Here is an 18,745-nt window from a genome sequence, read left to right on the forward strand (position 1 = left end):
TAAACTATGTTACAATAAGACAAATAAAACAGGAGGCAACAATGAAATTAACTTGGCAAGACACTTTGGATATCGCCATTGCTTTGGCGGAGAAATATCCTGATGTTGATGTGCAGTATATTCGCTTTACTGATTTGCACAGTTATGTGTGCCAGCTTGAGGGCTTTGCTGACAATCCGAACAGATCAAATGAGCGGATTTTGGAGGCCATTCAGATGGCATGGCTTGATGAGTTGTAAACTTAGCAGGTGATAAATTTGGGCGGCTCATTGATGACTGACCGCCTTATTTTAACTGGGTGATTGCCAAGCCACCAAGAGCTTGGTAGTATCAAAGCCCAGTACAGAGCAAGCATCTAGCAATTTTACAATATCCAACTGCCGTACCGCAGGTGGCATGACATCATGCAGTTCACGCGAGCGAGACCCGACATGGAGACAGTCTTGGTAATTACGACAGTGTGCAGAATCTATTGATTGATACCATCAGCGTATCACCAAGTGCATATTGCGACTCTGACAATGACAGTTGCATCAGCAGCGTCTGTCCTGTCTGGGTGCCGAGTGTGTATAGCCAATAACCACCACGAAAATCTTTGTCCAAGATGGTGCTGCTGATGGCATGGTTGTCATCAGCATTAGCTGGGCTGACATCATGTGGACGAACCAGCACTGTATTGGCAGCAGGATTGAGGGCTGCTTTTAGATGCTCATTAAGCGGTAGGGCTGCAAGCTGATGGATATCAATCAGCACGCCTTCACCAATAAACTGTGCCACCGCCTGATTGGCAGGCGTGTGATACAGAGCATCTGGGGTATCCCATTGTTGTAGCACGCCTTGGCTGATGACACCGACCTTGTCCGCCATGGCAAATGCCTCGGCTTGGTCATGCGTTACCATGATGGCACAGACTTGCTGAGATTTGAGCAACTGACGCACTTCTTTTGACAGGCTGGCACGCAGCTCAACATCAAGATTGGAAAATGGCTCATCAAGCAAAATCAAACTCGGTGAACACGCCAAGGCTCGCACCAGTGCCACACGCTGCTGCTGACCGCCTGATAATTCGTGCGGATAGCTGTGCCGATATTCACGCATATTGACAAGCTCCAGCATTTCGTCAATGCGGTGATTGGTGGCGGTTTTGTCAAGTTTTAGCCCAAAGGCGATATTATCCGCGACAGTCAAATGCGGAAACAGAGCATAGTCCTGAAACACCATGCCAATCTGTCGCTTGTGGGCAGGCGTGTGCGTATTTTTATCAAACAAAGTTGCACCACGAATGCTGATACTGCCACTGTCTGGCTTCTCAAAACCTGCAATACAACGCAGCAGGGTGGTTTTGCCACAGCCCGACCTGCCGAGCAAACAAGCGATTTCGCCAGTTTGTAATTGCAGACTGACATTATTCAAGATGGGCTTGTTATCAAAGCTGATGGATAAATTATCAATACGCAGCATGGTTGTTCTCAAGTTTTGCTAAATAATTAATATCTTTTAAATATAATGCACATTTAACTGGGCGGGTTTTACTCTAATTGACACAAGTCAAATCAAGTATGCTGGCTATTTTTGCCCAATTTTGCTAAATAGTATCACAGGAATCAGCCCTGTCAGTACAATCGCCAGTGCAGGCAGAGCAGCCTTGTCATACAAGCCTTCGCTGGTAAAGGCAAAAATCCGCACCGCCAGCGTATCCCAGTCAAATGGACGCATCATTAAGGTAATTGGCATCTCTTTCATGGTATCAACAAACACCATCAGCAGTGCCACGCCCAGCGACCCTTTAAGCAGCGGCAGATATATCCGCCAGATGGTTTGGATAGGCTTGGCACCCAGTGAGGCAGCTGCTTCAATGTGGCTGTGCTTAATGCGTTTCATGCCAGCGTCAATTGACTGTACGCCCAGTGCCAAAAAACGAATCAGCAACGCAACAACCATCACGGCAATTGTACCTTTAAAAATAGCATTGCTCTCGGCAAATGCAGGCACAGTGTCGATGAGCCAATTATCAAGCCACGCCACAGGCAAAAATACGCCGACTGCCAGCACCGCACCAGGGATTGTGTAGCCAAGTGTTGAAATTTTTGTGGTGATGACACCAAAGCGGCTGCCATCAGAGCGTCCAGCGATTGACAGTAGCAATGCCATGATGGCAACAGCGATTGCCGTCAGCAGGCTAATACTGACCGAGTGCCATATTTGTGCAACTATCTCAGCTGCCACCACTTCTTGCCAGCTTTGTACCGCCCATATAGTCAATTGCACCAAAGGCAGGACAAAGGCAAGCAGCAAAATACCACCGCAGTAGGCACTGGCGAGCCATTTTTTGTTGCCTGTCAATATGATACGGCGATGGGAATTCGCCTGTCCTGCTGTCTCAAATCGGCGGCGTCCACGACTTAATTGCTCCATCACCAAAAAAATAAACACCAAGGCAATCAATAGGCTTGCCAGCTGCTTGGCAGTGTCAATAGAAAAAAAGCCAAACCATGCCTGATAAATTGCCGTGGTAAAGGTATCGTAACCAAAGACACTCACCGCACCAAAATCCGCCAAAACCTCCATCAGTGCCAGCATTACGCCCCCTGCAATCCATGGGCGAGCCATTGGCAGGGCAAGTTTGACAAAGGCTTGTGCAGAACCCAGCCCCAAGGACGCACCTGCCTCTAAGGCACGATTGCCCATGCTGTCAAAGGCGTTTTTGGCAAGCAGATACACATAAGGGTAGAGCGTCAAGCTCATCACCACCGTCAATCCCAGACCATTTCTGACATCAGGAAGTCCGTTTTGTAAGCCCCAAACCGCACGCAGGTAGCTGCTAATCGGCCCTGTATAATCAAAAATCCCAAGTTGCACAAAGGCAAGCACATAAGCTGGCACCGCCAATGGCAGCATCATTGCCCAGCCAAAAAATCGCCTAAGCGGAAATTGCGTCATCGCCGTAAGCCATGCAGCTGTTGTGCCCAAGATTGCCGTGCCAATGCCCACGCCAACAACCAGCAGCAGGGTGTTTTTTAGTAATAATGGTAGCTCATATTCCAACAAAAATTGCCAAATCTCGGCATCAAACTCACCCAGGGCAGCGGCAATCACCGCAAGCGGAATGATAACGAGCAAGGCACACAGTATCAGCCAAATACGAGCAAAAAATAAGGATAAATTCATCATAATCCAAATGATAAGTTTGATTAATTTTCCATCATAAACAGCAAGCTATCTTTATTGACTTGGCTGGCTATTTATTAAGATTAACAAATGCAGCAAAATCCTTGGCAACAAGCCATCATCATTATTTGATTGGATATTCTTGATAAAATGATAACCAAAAATATACAAATACGCAATTTGTATAACAATCAAGATTGAATGACAATTATTCTTGTTTTCATTTGAAAATTGTTTTATTATAATAGCACAAGATTGGCAGGATTTTTATAAAACTTGCAAATATGATGCAATCTTTGTGAAATATATCGCACATTTGTGGATATGATGACAAAATTGCAAATTTTCACCAACAAAAGGATTGATTATGAAAAAGTTATTTGCCGCATCGCTGGCTTTGGCGGTGGCAACTCCAGCATTTGCCAACGAAATCGTGGTTTATTCGGCACGCATTGACGAATTGCTAAAGCCAATCGTTGATGCCTATCAAAACAAAACAGGCGTAAAAGTAACGGTTGTTAGCGACAAAGCAGGGCCACTGGTCGAAAGACTAAAAGCAGAAGGCAAAAATACCAAAGCCGATGTGCTAATTACCGTTGATGGTGGCAATCTGTGGCAAGCAGCTCAAGCAGGCGTGCTACGCCCAATCAACTCAAGCGTGCTAAAAGCCAATATTCCATCGCACCTAAGAGACCCGAATAATCAATGGTTTGGTCTGTCTGTGCGTGCAAGAACGATTTTTTATAATCCAAAAACAGTCAATGCCAGCCAGCTTTCTACCTATGCTGACCTTGCCAGCCCAAAATGGAAAGGCAAACTGTGTCTGCGTACCTCTAGCAATATCTACAGCCAATCGCTGGTGGCAACAATGATTGCCAATAACGGTCAAGCCGCCACCGAAAAAATCCTAAAAGGCTGGGTGGATAATTTGGCAACTGCACCGATTGCTAACGACTCAGGGGTGATTGAGGCGGTTGAGGCTGGTCGCTGTGATGTCGGCATTGCCAACACTTATTATTATGGTCGCTTGTTGGACAAAAAACCTGCACTGGCAAACACGGTCAAAATTTTCTTCCCTGACCAACAAGGCAAAGGCACCCATGTGAATGTCTCTGGTGCTGGCGTGGTAAAATATAGCGACAATCCAGTCGAGGCACAAAAGTTCATTGAGTGGCTATCAAGTGCCGAAGCCCAACGCCTATATGCTGATCGCAACTTTGAATATCCAGCAAGCCCACGCGTAGGCTCAGCTCCATCGGTCGCTCGCTGGGGTGCATTCAAGCAAGACTTTATCAATGTCTCGGTGGCTGGCAAAAACCAACAAAAAGCCATCATGTTGATGAAAAAAGCAGGTTATAAATAATCTGCCAAACCTAGAGAAAACAAAACACCCTGCACTCAGGGTGTTTTTATTTGGTGTGGCGTGAGCTGATTGAAGCGGTGCTTGGCTTATCAAGGCATAAAAAGCACAAAAGCAGGGCGTACCGCTTTACTTTACCAAACCTATCAGGCGATGAGCTGGCTTAGGATTTGTTCATAAATTTTGGTGAGATTTTCCAAATCATCAATCGCAACACATTCATCAATCTGATGAATGGTGGCATTTTTTACACCCAGTTCTACCACTTCGGCATTCATGATGGGGGCGATGAAACGACCATCAGAAGTGCCACCTGAAGTGGACAGTTGGGCGGTTGTGCCTGTTACTTGCTTGATGGCGGAGACCACTGCATCGACAAATTGACCTTTTTTGGTCAAAAATGGCTCACCAGAGAGGCTCCAGTCAATCTGATAGCTTGCTTTGCTGTTATTGAAATGCTTGTCAAAAATCTCATGGGTCTTTGCCTTGAGGCTGTCGGCGGTATTTTCGGTGCAATAGCGGAAGTTGAACAGGACTTGTGCATCTTGGGCGATGACATTGGTTGCACCTGTGCCGCTGTTTATGTTGGAGATTTGCATACTGGTGGCAGGGAAATATTCATTGCCCGTATCCCATGCTGTTGCCACAAGTTCTGCCAATGCAGGTGCCAGTGCGTGCATGGGATTGATTGCCAAATGCGGATAGGCGATATGACCTTGTTTGCCAGTAACGGTGAGTTTGGCATTTAGTGAGCCTCGGCGACCATTTTTAATGACATCGCCCAGTGTGTTGGTGCTTGATGGCTCGCCAACCAAGCAATAATTCATTTGCTCGCCACGCTGTGCCAATGCTTGTACGACCTTATGCGTACCATTAATCGCCACGCCTTCTTCGTCAGCGGTAATGAGCAGCGAAATATCCCCTTTGTGATTGGGGTTTTTGGCGATGAACTGCTCGCACGCCACGACAAAGCAGGCAATGGCGGTTTTCATATCGGCGGCACCACGCCCCCAGAGCTTGCCATCTGCTATCGTTGCCGAAAAGGGCGGATAAGCCCAAAGGCTCTCATCTCCCACAGGCACGACATCGGTATGCCCTGCAAAACATAGGTGTGGTGCGGTGGGGTTGCTTCCTCTTTTTTTGGCGTATAGGTTATTAACCTGTGCGTTTTTGCCTGTGTCGCTTGGGTCGCCAAAGTGCATAAATTCGCATTCAAAGCCCAATTTGTCCAAATAATCAGCAATCAGCTGTAGGCAGTTGGAGTTATCAGGGGTAATGGACGGCAGACGAAGCAAATCAATGCTTAATTGTAAAGTTGGTGTCATAAAAACTCTCAATAAATTCTTACAAATTTTTGATAAATAATCCAAGTAACCAATTGCCACGCCACAGGCTGACTATTCATACAGCAGGCTGATTGGCTTGGTTGTCGCACAGCTGGCGGACTAGGTGCTGTCTTTTGCCCATCTGACCAGCTTGTCATTTTCCATGATAAATGGCTGGGCGGTGGGCTGATTATAATCGATGGCGTATTTATTTAATAGATAGTCATAGGCTGCGTCTTTGCTGGCGAACTGTATCGCTTGATAGGGCTCTTGAAATGAGAGTTTTTCAAGGAATAGATAGCCAGTTTTGGCAGGCACCAAGACACCAACATGACCGATAAATAGATAATCACCGTCCAGATTGTCATGCATGACTACCGATAGCATGGTGGCAGTGTCATCAAAGCGAATGTTGGCAAATTGTGCCTGCATTTTTTTGGCGTGTACTGTTACATCGGTGGTGGCATCGGTTGCCACGCGTGCAAATAGTTGATTGAACTGTTGTAATTCTTGGGCATTTAATAGCTTGCCAGTCTCAACAGCCTCACGATCCAAGAACAGTAAGCGATCATCTGCTGGCGTGTTGGTGCCGATTTTGATGGTATTTTTTAGCAGCATAAAAGTATTCAGGCGGCAGTTGGTGCCGATAAACCAGCCCTTTTTTGCTTGCCAGAGCTTGTCAATCTGCACCACATCATAGTTAGGTTGCTCGCTATTGACAAAGCCATCTGTCAGGCTGGTGTTTTCGATGGTGGTGTTATAGTCTTGGATCCATGCCATGACAGTATCAACCGAACTTGGGTCTAGGTATTGCACCAGCGTATCACGCACTTGTTTGTAGCTTGTTTCATCGCTTAGGTTTGATAGCGTGATGGTCTGCTGTGTGGTGGTTTGGCTTGTGGTTTGGTCGGTAGATTCAATCTTGGTAGGCGTGCAACCAAACAGCATCAGGGTGATGGTGGTGGCAAGTAGGGCGTGCTTCATATTCAGATACCTGTTGTGGTGAATTGGTAAGATATTAGCAAATCAGCTCATCACGCCGCAACCAAGTTGCAATCGAAAACCGTCTGCGGTGCGTGATGGCGACTTGGTGCAACAGATTGCTATCAAACAGCACTAGGCGATTGCGTTGTGGCAGCAGCTGGGCTGTATTGTCTTGCTTATCAATCACACAAATCGCACCGCCATCACAAGCCTGCCAATTGTCATTTAGATAAAAAACTGCCGAAATCACTCGCTCATCACGACCTTTGGGATTGTCGGTATGCCACTGATAACCAAATCCAGCAGGATAGCAGGCATAATGAGCCTCGCTGCGGCGAATGCCTGTATAGAGCGTCTGGTTAAAGTATCGCCCCAGCTGATTGATTGATTCAAGATATGCCGTGCCAAAAGGGCAGTTGTCATCAATCCAGCGAATACTATCGCCACGGATATTTGCCTGCCGTTCGCCATGTGTCAAGGTTGCCTCGCGATACTCAACAAAGCCACTTTCTGCCTGCAACTTGCCCAAATCAGCCTCGTCAAATACCTCATCAAGCACCATAACACCTGTGTTGATGAAGTCGTCAAGTTTTGGCTCGATTAGGCTTTGCCAATTGACATCAAATGCTGGCATATTGCTCCTTTGTGATTATCATCTTGGGTTTGGTTGTAATTACGGATTAATTATTGGTTAAAAATTAGTAACAGATAATAAGTGATGGCTATATTCTGCACTGCCACCACCAAGCCATCATAAAAATATCGTAGAGACAGCAAGAATCTTATCGCTTAGCCTCTGATATTATTATAAATCATTTGGTTGATTTTTGATATTGCTAATAGCAATGACAAATAATAATCAACCAATCAATATTAATCCTTGACGACCATGCGTTTTAATTTGACCGTGTCAATTGTACAACCAGCGTATCTGTGATAGTATAGCATTTATTTTAAGCAGTTAAATCATGAACTATAAACACGCCTACCACGCTGGCAACTTTGCTGATGTTGCCAAGCATATTTTGTTATTGCAGTTGCTTGCTCAATTCTCCACCAAAGGCAAGCCATTTTATGTGCTTGATGCTTATGGTGGCCGTGGATTGTATTCGCTTGAGGCACTTGAGGCGACCAAGACAGGCGAGGCACAGCTGGGCATCAAAGCATTGGAGCAGGCAAGTGCTGATAACCCACCAAAGGCGGTGCGTCAATATTTGATGGATTTGGCACACGCTCGCAAGATTTATGATAAGCATGTTTACCCCGGTTCGCCGTGGTGGATTGCCAATCATGCCAGCAATCACAGCGAACACGCTCCTGTGCGTGCCGAAGCCTTTGAGGCGGTGGCGGACGAGTACGATGCTCTTAATTACCAGTTGTACCAATTGCCAATCGGCATCCACCACCGTGATGCTTTTGAGGGCGTGCCTGCGGTCTTGCCACCCAAAGAAAAGCGAGGCATTGTCTTGCTTGATCCGCCGTTTGAGCAAGAGCATAAGGATTTTGGTCGCTTGGTGGATTTGTTGGTTGTCAGCCACAAAAAGTTTGCCACAGGAACTTTTGTACTTTGGTATCCAATCAAAAATCTGGAAGCGGTAACGCTATTTTATAAAAAAATGAAACGCACAGGCATCAAAAAACAGCTGATTTGTGAGTTGAATTTATACCCCAATGATGTCGCAGTTGGGCTAAATGGCACAGGACTGCACATTATCAATCCGCCTTGGCAGTTTGATATACACGCCCAAGAGATTTTGCAGTATTTGGCACCGATTTTGCAGCCAGACAACGCTCCAGCAATGCCCATTGAGCAGATGGCAGTGGTTCAATGGTTGGTTGGCGAATAGCTTGGCAAGCATTTATTGGTTATTATTTATACAAATTTTGGCAAAAGTCATCAGCTGTTTGGGTAATGCAGCCAACAAAGCAAAATGCAGTATGTAATTTGATGAAGTGCTTTTGCCACAGACTTGTTATTTTTCGGCAGTTGCTGCTTTGTGATTATTGAAAGTAAAAAGGCAAATCATGTCAGATCGCCAACACATAAACAGTCAAAAAAACCCACCAGAGCATGACGGCATTACCTTTGAGGTGATTGAGCCTGCTGGTGATAAACCAACCTTGACCAAAGGGGTGTATTTGATTCCAAATCTTATCACCACCTTGTCGTTGTTTGCAGGTTTTTATTCGATTATCCTAAGTGCCAATGGGGAGTTTTATCGGGCAGCGTTGGCGATTTTTGCTTCGGCATTTTTGGACGGTATGGACGGCCGTGCCGCACGCTTGCTCAACGCCCAAAGCCCCTTTGGCGAGCAGTATGACTCTTTGGCGGACTGCGTGGCATTCGGGCTGGCTCCAGCCATGCTGGTTTATAGTTTTGCTTTGCAGCCTTTGGGGCGGTTTGGCGTGGCGTGTGCTTTTGTTTATGTGGCGTGTGCAGCATTTCGCTTGGCACGCTTTAATGTGCAGATTGGCACGGTGGACAAAAAATACTTCATTGGGCTTGCCAGCCCGCTTGCTGCCTTGCTTTTGACCTGTGCGGTGTTGGTGTCGTTAAAATATGTGCAAGCCGACCATCATGCCGATGCACTCACTTGGTTTTTTGCCAGCTGGGTGATTGCCTGCGGTCTGTTGATGGTGAGTAATATCAGATACTATTCCTTTAAGGAATTTGATAAGCAAAAAGTGCCATTTGTGGTGTTATTGCTTGCTGTATTGCTCTTTGGCATCGTGCTTTATGATGTGCCAGTTGGGCTATTGGCGATTGGCGTTGCCTATGTGTTATCAGGGCTGGTAACGACTTTTTATAAATCTTAACGAAAAATACATTGTATTAATATTAATCACAGCTTTTTAAGAAATTAAAAAGCTGTTTTTATTTTATCGATAATCAAGCAATTCTGCACGGTTTTTGCTCAAATATTTGCAGTGCTAATTTTATAGCCATAAAGGAAAATTGTTTAAATGGAATAAAAGCACATTTTTATTATGATAATAATTATCAAATGAGTTAATATATCAAATAATAATCAATTGATTTTGATAATAATACTTATTATAATGTAACAAAATCAATCAATAAATAACCCATCAGAGTAGACCGTCATGCTCGTGTTTATGCGTGAAAAAATCTGGACAAATCTAAAAGTTGCCAGCCGTATCTTGCTTGCGATTGTTGGCTCTTATATTATTGCAAGTCTGATTGCTTTGTTGCCACTGGCGTTACCGATATCTACCATCTCTGCGATTACTTGGGGGAGAATTATTGCTGTTGTGGTTGCTTGTTTGATTGTGCTTTGGGTTTTTTTGATTAGGTCTTTGTTCCAAGCGTGGCTTATGATTTTGACCATGATTTTTGTGCTATTTTTGCTGTGCTGGCTTATGATACCCAATTTTCTTTAGGATTGCTGGCTTTTGCTTGATTTGAGTGGGATTTATGATGAATACTAAGACAAAACAAGCTGTCAAAAAGGCGAATTTTCGCCAGATTCTCGCCCCTGTGCATACATGGACAGGGCTTATTTTGGGCTGGCTGTTGTTTTTGATATTTTTTATGGGGACTTTAAGTTATTTTAAAGATGAAATTAATATCTGGTCAATGCCGCACATTTACCAGCAAATTGGCAAAAGTCAGGATTGGCAATTGGCCACCGCTGCCGAGTATGCCGTGCGCAACTATCCTGATGCCAAGCAGATGTTTATTGATTCTGGTGATGACAGATCGCCGCTGACAATCAGAGTGCAGCCAAGCAATGATCGCAACAATGTACTGCAACTTGTCGCCAGTCAAGACGGCAGATTTGTCAGTGCCGACAATTACAGTCAGGGCGGTGAATTTTTTTACCGTTTGCATTTTGATTTACATTATATGCCTGTTCGTTATGCCAGATATTTGGTGGGATTTGCCTCCATGATGATGCTGATTGCCATCATCACAGGGGTTGTGATACACAAAAAGTTTTTTGCTGATTTTTTCACATTCCGAGCCAAAAAAGGTCAGCGTTCTTGGCTTGATGCACACAATGCTTTGTCGGTTCTGCCTTTGCCGTTTCATTTTTTTATCACCTTTACGGGGATTATTACACTGGTTGGTATGTATTTGCCATTTTCAGAAAAAGTTGCAGGCGTATCTGGTGATGTCAGAGCACCATTTTTGGCGTTTGATTGGTGGGCAAAACCCAGCGAGGGTGTCAAGCCTAGTCCGCCACCTGATATTTATCAGTTGATTGATAAAAGTAAAAAATCGTGGAAAATCCAGTCAGATTATGCAATTGCCAGAATCAGCATTAATTACCCCAATACCAGCGACATGACTGTCGCCATTGAGGCTGATGTGGATAAGCAGTTTTCAGTCATTCGTCCTTTTTATGTTTATAATCAGCAGTCTGCCTTGATTCGCCAGACGCCACCCATTCCATCTGGCGTGCTGGCACAGACAGCATTGGTTGGCTTGCATGAAGGTAAGGTTGCTGATTATTGGTTGCGTGTTATCTTATTTATACTCGGGGCGTTGGGCGTTGGTATGATTGCCACAGGTCTTGTTTTGTGGACAATAAAAAGAAAAGAAAAATTAAAAGCTCATCAGCAGGCAGGTTTTGGTTTTGTGCTGGTTGATGGACTAAATATCGCAACCATCATGGGCTTGCCCTTGGCAACAGTGGCATTTTTGTGGGCAAATCGTATTTTACCAAGCCAGTATCTAGGCAGGGATAATGCCGAAATTTTGATATTTTTTATAACATGGGCTACCGCCTTGGTGTTAGCGTTTATTTTGCCCAAAAAATTAGCATGGGCATTCTTAGGCTATGCCACGGCTTTGGCTTTGTTATTGTTACCCGTAGTCAGTATGGTGATGACGGATAGGGGTTTTGTTGATAGCTGGATAAACAAAGATTGGCTATTTGTGATTGCAGATATTTTATTTGTGCTATTTGCTTTGTTGTTTTGTTATATCGCTCATAAAATCTGGCAATACCAGCCACCAACACGCTTCAAAAAACAGTCAGCAATGGAGCAGCTATGAGTGATTGGCTGATTTATCTTGTTATATTTATGGCAAATCTTTGGGCTTTGCTGGCACTAATGATGATAAGCAAACGACATTCCAAAAAATTCCACATAACAAAGCCACAATTATTAAGCAAATTGGCTTATATTATGATGGTTGTTAGTTTTGGCTTTGTTTTTATCACGCAGCAACCTGCTTATTTTGGCATAGCTTGGTTTTTGCTATTGAGTTTTGCCGCCGTATTAATCTACCTTGGTTTGGTGATTTATGACCATCATCATGGGGCTAAAATCAAACCATGATTTATTTTTTATATAAAAATCAATAAGTTGAATAATTTTTTACATTTTTGTGAATTTTGTTATTGACGGGTAATTTTTTTCTGCTATAATAGATTTCGTTTTCAGCGTTACACAATTTAATCGTAATGTTGAAATAAAAATTAAAAAGGTCTTGACAACACAAAATTCTGTGATAAAATAGTCAGCCTTGATTAATAATACAGACGATGTATTATACACTATTTAAAATCCAAACTAAAGAACAACTTGTGTGGATTTTTGTCAATACAAGATACTTAAATAAATTAAAAAATAAATCATTTATTTAAGTATCTTGTATTGACAAAAAATCTCAAAGTTAATTCATTTACACGATGAGCAAATTTTGCTAGTAATATCTAAATGAGCTTTAAAAGATTAAACTGAAGAGTTTGATCATGGCTCAGATTGAACGCTGGCGGCAGGCTTAACACATGCAAGTCGAACGAAGTTAGGGAGCTTGCTCCTGATACTTAGTGGCGGACGGGTGAGTAATGCTTAGGAATCTGCCTAGTAGTGGGGGATAACTATCCGAAAGGATAGCTAATACCGCATACGACCTACGGGTGAAAGGGGGCGTAAGCTCTCGCTATTAGATGAGCCTAAGTCGGATTAGCTAGTTGGTGGGGTAAAGGCCTACCAAGGCGACGATCTGTAGCTGGTCTGAGAGGATGATCAGCCACACTGGGACTGAGACACGGCCCAGACTCCTACGGGAGGCAGCAGTGGGGAATATTGGACAATGGGCGAAAGCCTGATCCAGCCATGCCGCGTGTGTGAAGAAGGCCTTTTGGTTGTAAAGCACTTTAAGTGGGGAGGAAAAGCTAATAGCTAATACCTATTAGCCCTGACGTTACCCACAGAATAAGCACCGGCTAACTCTGTGCCAGCAGCCGCGGTAATACAGAGGGTGCAAGCGTTAATCGGAATTACTGGGCGTAAAGCGCGCGTAGGTGGTTACTTAAGTCAGATGTGAAAGCCCCGGGCTTAACCTGGGAACTGCATCTGATACTGGGTAACTAGAGTAGGTGAGAGGGAAGTAGAATTCCAGGTGTAGCGGTGAAATGCGTAGAGATCTGGAGGAATACCGATGGCGAAGGCAGCTTCCTGGCATCATACTGACACTGAGGTGCGAAAGCGTGGGTAGCAAACAGGATTAGATACCCTGGTAGTCCACGCCGTAAACGATGTCTACCAGTCGTTGGGTCTCTTGAAGACTTAGTGACGCAGTTAACGCAATAAGTAGACCGCCTGGGGAGTACGGCCGCAAGGTTAAAACTCAAATGAATTGACGGGGGCCCGCACAAGCGGTGGAGCATGTGGTTTAATTCGATGCAACGCGAAGAACCTTACCTGGTCTTGACATACACAGAATTCGCTAGAGATAGCTTAGTGCCTTCGGGAACTGTGATACAGGTGCTGCATGGCTGTCGTCAGCTCGTGTCGTGAGATGTTGGGTTAAGTCCCGCAACGAGCGCAACCCTTTTCCTTAGTTACCAGCGATTTAAGTCGGGAACTCTAAGGATACTGCCAGTGACAAACTGGAGGAAGGCGGGGACGACGTCAAGTCATCATGGCCCTTACGACCAGGGCTACACACGTGCTACAATGGTTGGTACAAAGGGTTGCTACACAGCGATGTGATGCTAATCTCAAAAAGCCAATCGTAGTCCGGATTGGAGTCTGCAACTCGACTCCATGAAGTCGGAATCGCTAGTAATCGCAGATCAGAATGCTGCGGTGAATACGTTCCCGGGCCTTGTACACACCGCCCGTCACACCATGGGAGTTGATCTCACCAGAAGTGGTTAGCCTAACGCAAGAGGGCGATCACCACGGTGGGGTCGATGACTGGGGTGAAGTCGTAACAAGGTAGCCGTAGGGGAACCTGCGGCTGGATCACCTCCTTAACGAAGTTATCTGATTGGCAAGAATTCACAACAAGTTGTTCTTTAGTTGAATAAAAGTTAGAAGGTTGCAAAAGCAATTTTTTAACGGCTTTCGGGTCTATAGCTCAGTTGGTTAGAGCACCGTGTTGATAACGCGGGGGTCATAAGTTCAAGTCTTATTAGACCCACCATTTATGGGGTTATAGCTCAGTTGGTAGAGCGCCTGCCTTGCACGCAGGAGGTCAGGAGTTCGACTCTCCTTAACTCCACCATTAATTAGAAATAAGCAATCTTTTAGAAGATTTCTTCTTTCTACTTAATGTAGAAACTATCTATAAACTGACGAAGTTTATAACATTATTTAACAACATGTAATGAGTCTGGGTTAATTATTTATTCCAACAAATAATTAACCAGTATTGAGCAATCAATACAAAGTAAAGAGAACTGAATCAAGCGTAAACATAGGTGAATCGTTACACATTACCCATACGACAACAAACTATTTGGGGTTGTATGGTCAAGTAATGAAGTGCACATGGTGGATGCCTTGGCAGTCAGAGGCGATGAAAGACGTGATAGCCTGCGATAAGCGTCGGTGAGGTGGCAATATCCTGTGACCCGGCGATTTCTGAATGGGGAAACCCACCTAAGATAACTTAGGTATCATAATTTATTTTATGAGGCGAACCGGGAGAAGTGAAACATCTCAGTACCCCGAGGAAAAGACATCAATTGAGATTCCCCAAGTAGCGGCGAGCGAACGGGGAGTAGCCGATTAGATTTGTAGTAGCAAAATGGCGTGGGAAAGCCAACCATAGTAGGTGATAGTCCTGTATGCGAAACTGCAATTTTAACATATTAAGTAGGGCGGAACACGAGAAATTCTGTCTGAAGATGGGGGGACCATCCTCCAAGGCTAAATACTCCTGACTGACCGATAGTGAACCAGTACCGTGAGGGAAAGGCGAAAAGAACCCCTGTTAGGGGAGTGAAATAGAACCTGAAACCGTGTGCATACAAGCAGTCGGAGCGGACTTGTTCCGTGACGGCGTACCTTTTGTATAATGGGTCAGCGACTTATATTCTGTAGCAAGCTTAACCGTGTAGGGGAGGCGTAGGGAAACCGAGTCTTAATAGGGCGTTTTAGTTGCAGGGTATAGACCCGAAACCGAGTGATCTATCCATGAGCAGGTTGAAAGTGCCGTAACAGGCACCGGAGGACCGAACCCACTCCCGTTGAAAAGGTAGGGGATGACTTGTGGATAGGGGTGAAAGGCTAATCAAACTCGGTGATAGCTGGTTCTCCCCGAAAGCTATTTAGGTAGCGCCTCGGACGAATACCTTGGGGGGTAGAGCACTGTTTCGGCTAGGGGGTCATCCCGACTTACCAAACCGATGCAAACTCCGAATACCCAAGAGTACTATCCGGGAGACAGACGGCGGGTGCTAACGTCCGTCGTCAAGAGGGAAACAACCCAGACCGCCAGCTAAGGCCCCAAATTCCTAGTTAAGTGGGAAACGATGTGGGAAGGCACAGACAGCTAGGAGGTTGGCTTAGAAGCAGCCACCCTTTAAAGAAAGCGTAATAGCTCACTAGTCGAGTCGGCCTGCGCGGAAGATGTAACGGGGCTCAAACTAGGAGCCGAAGCTGCGGATTTAATTGTTTCAATTAAGTGGTAGGGGAGCGTTGTGTAAGCCTGTGAAGGTGTATTGTAAGGTATGCTGGAGGTATCACAAGAGCGAATGCTGACGTGAGTAACGACAAAACGGGTGAAAAGCCCGTTCGCCGGAAGACCAAGGGTTCCAGTCCAACGTTAATCGGGGCTGGGTGAGTCGACCCCTAAGGCGAGGCCGAAAGGCGTAGTCGATGGGAAATCGGTTAATATTCCGATACTTGTTTATGATGCGATGGAGGGACGGAGAAGGTTATGTCAGCCTGGCGTTGGTTGTCCAGGTGGAAGGATGTAGGTAGGTTTAGTAGGCAAATCCGCTAGACTATTACTGAGATCTGATAGCAAGCCAGTTTACTGGCGAAGTGGCAAATACCCTGCTTCCAGGAAAAGCTTCTAAGCGATAGTCATAAACAAATCGTACCCGAAACCGACACAGGTGGTCAGGTAGAGAATACCAAGGCGCTTGAGAGAACTCTGCTGAAGGAACTAGGCAAAATGGTACCGTAACTTCGGGAGAAGGTACGCTGCTGATGGTGATAAGACTTGCTCTTTGAGCTGTTGGCAGTCGCAGATACCAGGCTGCTGCAACTGTTTATTAAAAACACAGCACTCTGCAAACACGAAAGTGGACGTATAGGGTGTGATGCCTGCCCGGTGCTGGAAGGTTAATTGATGGGGTTAGCGTATGCGAAGCTCTTGATCGAAGCCCCAGTAAACGGCGGCCGTAACTATAACGGTCCTAAGGTAGCGAAATTCCTTGTCGGGTAAGTTCCGACCTGCACGAATGGCATAATGATGGCAGCGCTGTCTCCAGCAGAGACTCAGTGAAATCGAAATCGCAGTGAAGATGCTGTGTACCCGCGGCTAGACGGAAAGACCCCGTGAACCTTTACTACAGCTTTACATTGAACTTTGACCTAACTTGTGTAGGATAGGTGGGAGGCTTTGAAGTGGCGACGCCAGTTGCCATGGAGCCAACCTTGAAATACCACCCTGGTTATGTTGGGGTTCTAACTTAGATGTAACAACATCAAGGACAATGTATGGTGGGTAGTTTGACTGGGGCGGTCTCCTCCTAAAGAGTAACGGAGGAGTACGAAGGTGCGCTCAGAACGGTCGGAAATCGTTCAAAGAGTATAAAGGCAAAAGCGCGCTTAACTGTGAGACCCACAAGTCGAGCAGGTACGAAAGTAGGTCTTAGTGATCCGGTGGTTCTGTATGGAAGGGCCATCGCTCAACGGATAAAAGGTACTCTGGGGATAACAGGCTGATACCGCCCAAGAGTTCATATCGACGGCGGTGTTTGGCACCTCGATGTCGGCTCATCTCATCCTGGGGCTGAAGCAGGTCCCAAGGGTATGGCTGTTCGCCATTTAAAGAGGTACGCGAGCTGGGTTTAGAACGTCGTGAGACAGTTCGGTCCCTATCTACCGTGGGCGTTGGAAATTTGAGAGGATCTGCTCCTAGTACGAGAGGACCAGAGTGGACGAACCTCTGGTGTTCCGGTTGTTACGCCAGTAGCACTGCCGGGTAGCTATGTTCGGATGGGATAACCGCTGAAAGCATCTAAGCGGGAAGCCCACCTCAAGATAAGATTTCCCTAAAGAGCCGTTGTAGACTACGACGTTGATAGGTTGGGTGTGGAAGTGTAGTGATACATGTAGCTAACCAATACTAATTGCTCGTTTGGCTTGACCATACAACACCCAAGTGGTTTAGTATGAATAAGTGTAAAGATTTTACCTAATAAGCTTGATAAAGAAAATATCTTGAATTGATTTTAACAAAACAAGTTAAATGCAAATAACAGACTCATAACAGCGTTGTTAATCCTTTTACGCTGACGACAATAGCAAGATGGAACCACCTGATCCCTTCCCGAACTCAGAAGTGAAACGTCTTAGCGCCGATGGTAGTGTGGTTCGCCCATGTGAGAGTAGGTCATCGTCAGCATCCCTTTTAAACCCCCTTCATCGAGTGATGGAGGGGGTTTGTTGTTACAGGGGGTTACGAAGGGAAAAGGAAGAAGGAAAATAGCTTGCGTGTTAGTTGCGGATATTATTTAAGCGATGCTTATATTACCTTAGTTGATGACTTTGCAATATCTAGTACCATACAATAATCTACTTGTTTGTAGGACCATCCTAGATAACTAACCCAAACTACCCTTAACTAATTGTTTTAAAATGGAAATTTGAGATTTAAGGTCACTGTTATTAAAACGCCATTCGCATTCTTTAAGATAAAGCTCAAAGTGTTCTTTGGGAACACCGTTAAATTTGCGTAAATGGCGTTTTGCCTGATTCCAAAAATTCTCTATTCCGTTAATGTGATTTTGTTTTTCTGCAAAGTGCGTACTGTGATTGATTCTAAAGTGATTAAATTCACTAACATCAAGCACATCATAGCTTTTGTAGAAATCTGTGTAAACAATGCTGTCAGGCTTTACTTTTTCTCGTATAATGGGCAATTTCGCTTTAATAAGCCAAATACCGCAGTCTTACCGCTTGCACCACGACCACGCTTACCTTTGCGTGTTCCGCCAAAATAGCTCTCATCAGCTTCAACTTCGCCATCTAGCATTTCTAGGTGCTGACTGTGTTGATAGATGAGTAGGCGTAATCGGTGAAAATAGTAAGCAGCTGTTGTTTTATTTACATTGGCTAATTGAGCTGCCGTTCTTGCAGTAACACCTGCAACAAATAGCTCAATGAGTTTGTTTTGTTTATACTGACTTAGACGACTTTTTCTCATTGGGTTATTTTAACCTAAATGGAGTTTTTAGTCATTATCTAGGATGGTCCCAAACTTAATTTACAACGAATTATCTTGATCTTTATAGTATAGAATAAGTACCAATCTACTATGGCTCCAAAACCAATATACCAGCCATAAATCACCAAACCGTCATCAGATGGCTATATTTACTACTTGGTTAAGTGTTATTCGCCAAAGGAGCAAACTGTGAAATTTCGTTATCTATCATCCACTCTTGCCATCATTATGCATACCCCA

The 18,745-nt window shown here is 44.9% G+C and carries 11 protein-coding genes, 2 tRNA genes, 3 rRNA genes and 1 pseudogene; 11 read left to right on the forward strand and 6 right to left on the reverse strand.

Annotated elements, in window-relative coordinates:
* The first annotated feature begins 41 nt into the window (after positions 1-41).
* On the forward strand, positions 42-239 hold the full coding sequence (gene iscX, locus EL162_RS04205) for a Fe-S cluster assembly protein IscX (protein WP_126330310.1): 198 nt from the start codon (positions 42-44) through the stop codon (positions 237-239).
* 211 nt (positions 240-450) lie between these two features.
* On the opposite strand, the gene EL162_RS04210 is transcribed toward iscX, so the two are convergent.
* Together EL162_RS04210 and EL162_RS04215 are read right to left on the reverse strand one after the other, a co-directional pair.
* Positions 451-1,461, reverse strand: coding sequence for an ABC transporter ATP-binding protein (locus EL162_RS04210; RefSeq protein WP_126330312.1), 1,011 nt, complete (start codon positions 1,459-1,461; stop codon positions 451-453).
* A gap of 105 nt (positions 1,462-1,566) precedes the next feature.
* Positions 1,567-3,171, reverse strand: coding sequence for an ABC transporter permease (locus EL162_RS04215; protein WP_259772340.1), 1,605 nt, complete (start codon positions 3,169-3,171; stop codon positions 1,567-1,569).
* 364 nt (positions 3,172-3,535) lie between these two features.
* Between EL162_RS04215 and EL162_RS04220 the strand changes: the two genes are divergently transcribed.
* Positions 3,536-4,531 (forward strand): Fe(3+) ABC transporter substrate-binding protein, encoded by a 996-nt coding sequence (locus EL162_RS04220; protein ID WP_076554731.1) that lies wholly within the window; start codon positions 3,536-3,538, stop codon positions 4,529-4,531.
* 143 nt (positions 4,532-4,674) lie between these two features.
* On the opposite strand, the gene dapE is transcribed toward EL162_RS04220, so the two are convergent.
* The 3 genes from dapE to EL162_RS04235 form a co-directional block, all read right to left on the reverse strand.
* A complete protein-coding gene (gene dapE, locus EL162_RS04225; protein ID WP_126330314.1) occupies positions 4,675-5,853 on the reverse strand; it encodes a succinyl-diaminopimelate desuccinylase in 1,179 nt (392 codons plus the stop codon).
* Between the two features lie 120 nt (positions 5,854-5,973).
* Positions 5,974-6,837, reverse strand: a complete 864-nt coding sequence (locus tag EL162_RS04230) for a DUF4300 family protein (RefSeq protein WP_126330316.1) — start codon at positions 6,835-6,837, stop codon at positions 5,974-5,976.
* A gap of 34 nt (positions 6,838-6,871) precedes the next feature.
* Entirely contained in the window at positions 6,872-7,471 is a 600-nt protein-coding gene (locus EL162_RS04235) for a 2OG-Fe(II) oxygenase (protein WP_126330317.1), read from the reverse strand.
* A 334-nt stretch (positions 7,472-7,805) separates the two neighbouring features.
* Here EL162_RS04235 and EL162_RS04240 point away from each other — a divergent pair, with 334 nt between their 5' ends.
* From EL162_RS04240 to rrf, 9 genes are all read left to right on the forward strand, one after another.
* Entirely contained in the window at positions 7,806-8,684 is an 879-nt protein-coding gene (locus EL162_RS04240) for a 23S rRNA (adenine(2030)-N(6))-methyltransferase RlmJ (RefSeq protein WP_126330319.1), read from the forward strand.
* Between the two features lie 178 nt (positions 8,685-8,862).
* Positions 8,863-9,654: a CDP-diacylglycerol--serine O-phosphatidyltransferase gene (gene pssA / locus EL162_RS04245; RefSeq protein ID WP_076554726.1), complete on the forward strand. Its 792-nt coding sequence runs from the start codon at positions 8,863-8,865 to the stop codon at positions 9,652-9,654.
* Positions 9,655-9,942: 288 nt separating this feature from the next.
* Positions 9,943-10,239, forward strand: coding sequence for a hypothetical protein (locus EL162_RS04250; protein WP_076554725.1), 297 nt, complete (start codon positions 9,943-9,945; stop codon positions 10,237-10,239).
* Between the two features lie 37 nt (positions 10,240-10,276).
* Positions 10,277-11,860 carry a PepSY-associated TM helix domain-containing protein gene (locus EL162_RS04255; protein WP_170161413.1) on the forward strand — a complete coding sequence of 528 codons (1,584 nt, stop codon included), beginning with the start codon at positions 10,277-10,279 and terminating at the stop codon, positions 11,858-11,860.
* A 685-nt stretch (positions 11,861-12,545) separates the two neighbouring features.
* Positions 12,546-14,075, forward strand: a 16S ribosomal RNA gene (locus EL162_RS04260).
* Positions 14,076-14,168: 93 nt separating this feature from the next.
* Positions 14,169-14,245, forward strand: a tRNA-Ile gene (locus EL162_RS04265).
* Positions 14,246-14,250: 5 nt separating this feature from the next.
* A tRNA-Ala gene (locus EL162_RS04270) sits at positions 14,251-14,326 on the forward strand.
* 246 nt (positions 14,327-14,572) lie between these two features.
* A 23S ribosomal RNA gene (locus EL162_RS04275) occupies positions 14,573-17,429 on the forward strand.
* A gap of 140 nt (positions 17,430-17,569) precedes the next feature.
* Positions 17,570-17,683, forward strand: a 5S ribosomal RNA gene (rrf, locus tag EL162_RS04280).
* Together the 16S, 23S and 5S rRNA genes with 2 tRNA genes alongside form the textbook arrangement of a ribosomal RNA operon.
* A gap of 199 nt (positions 17,684-17,882) precedes the next feature.
* On the opposite strand, the pseudogene EL162_RS04285 reads toward rrf, so the two are convergent.
* Positions 17,883-18,484: pseudogene (locus EL162_RS04285) on the reverse strand (IS1595 family transposase).
* Positions 18,485-18,745 lie beyond the last annotated feature (261 nt).

It is taken from the genome of Moraxella cuniculi, assembly GCF_900637105.1.
Taxonomy (GTDB): domain Bacteria; phylum Pseudomonadota; class Gammaproteobacteria; order Pseudomonadales; family Moraxellaceae; genus Moraxella; species Moraxella cuniculi.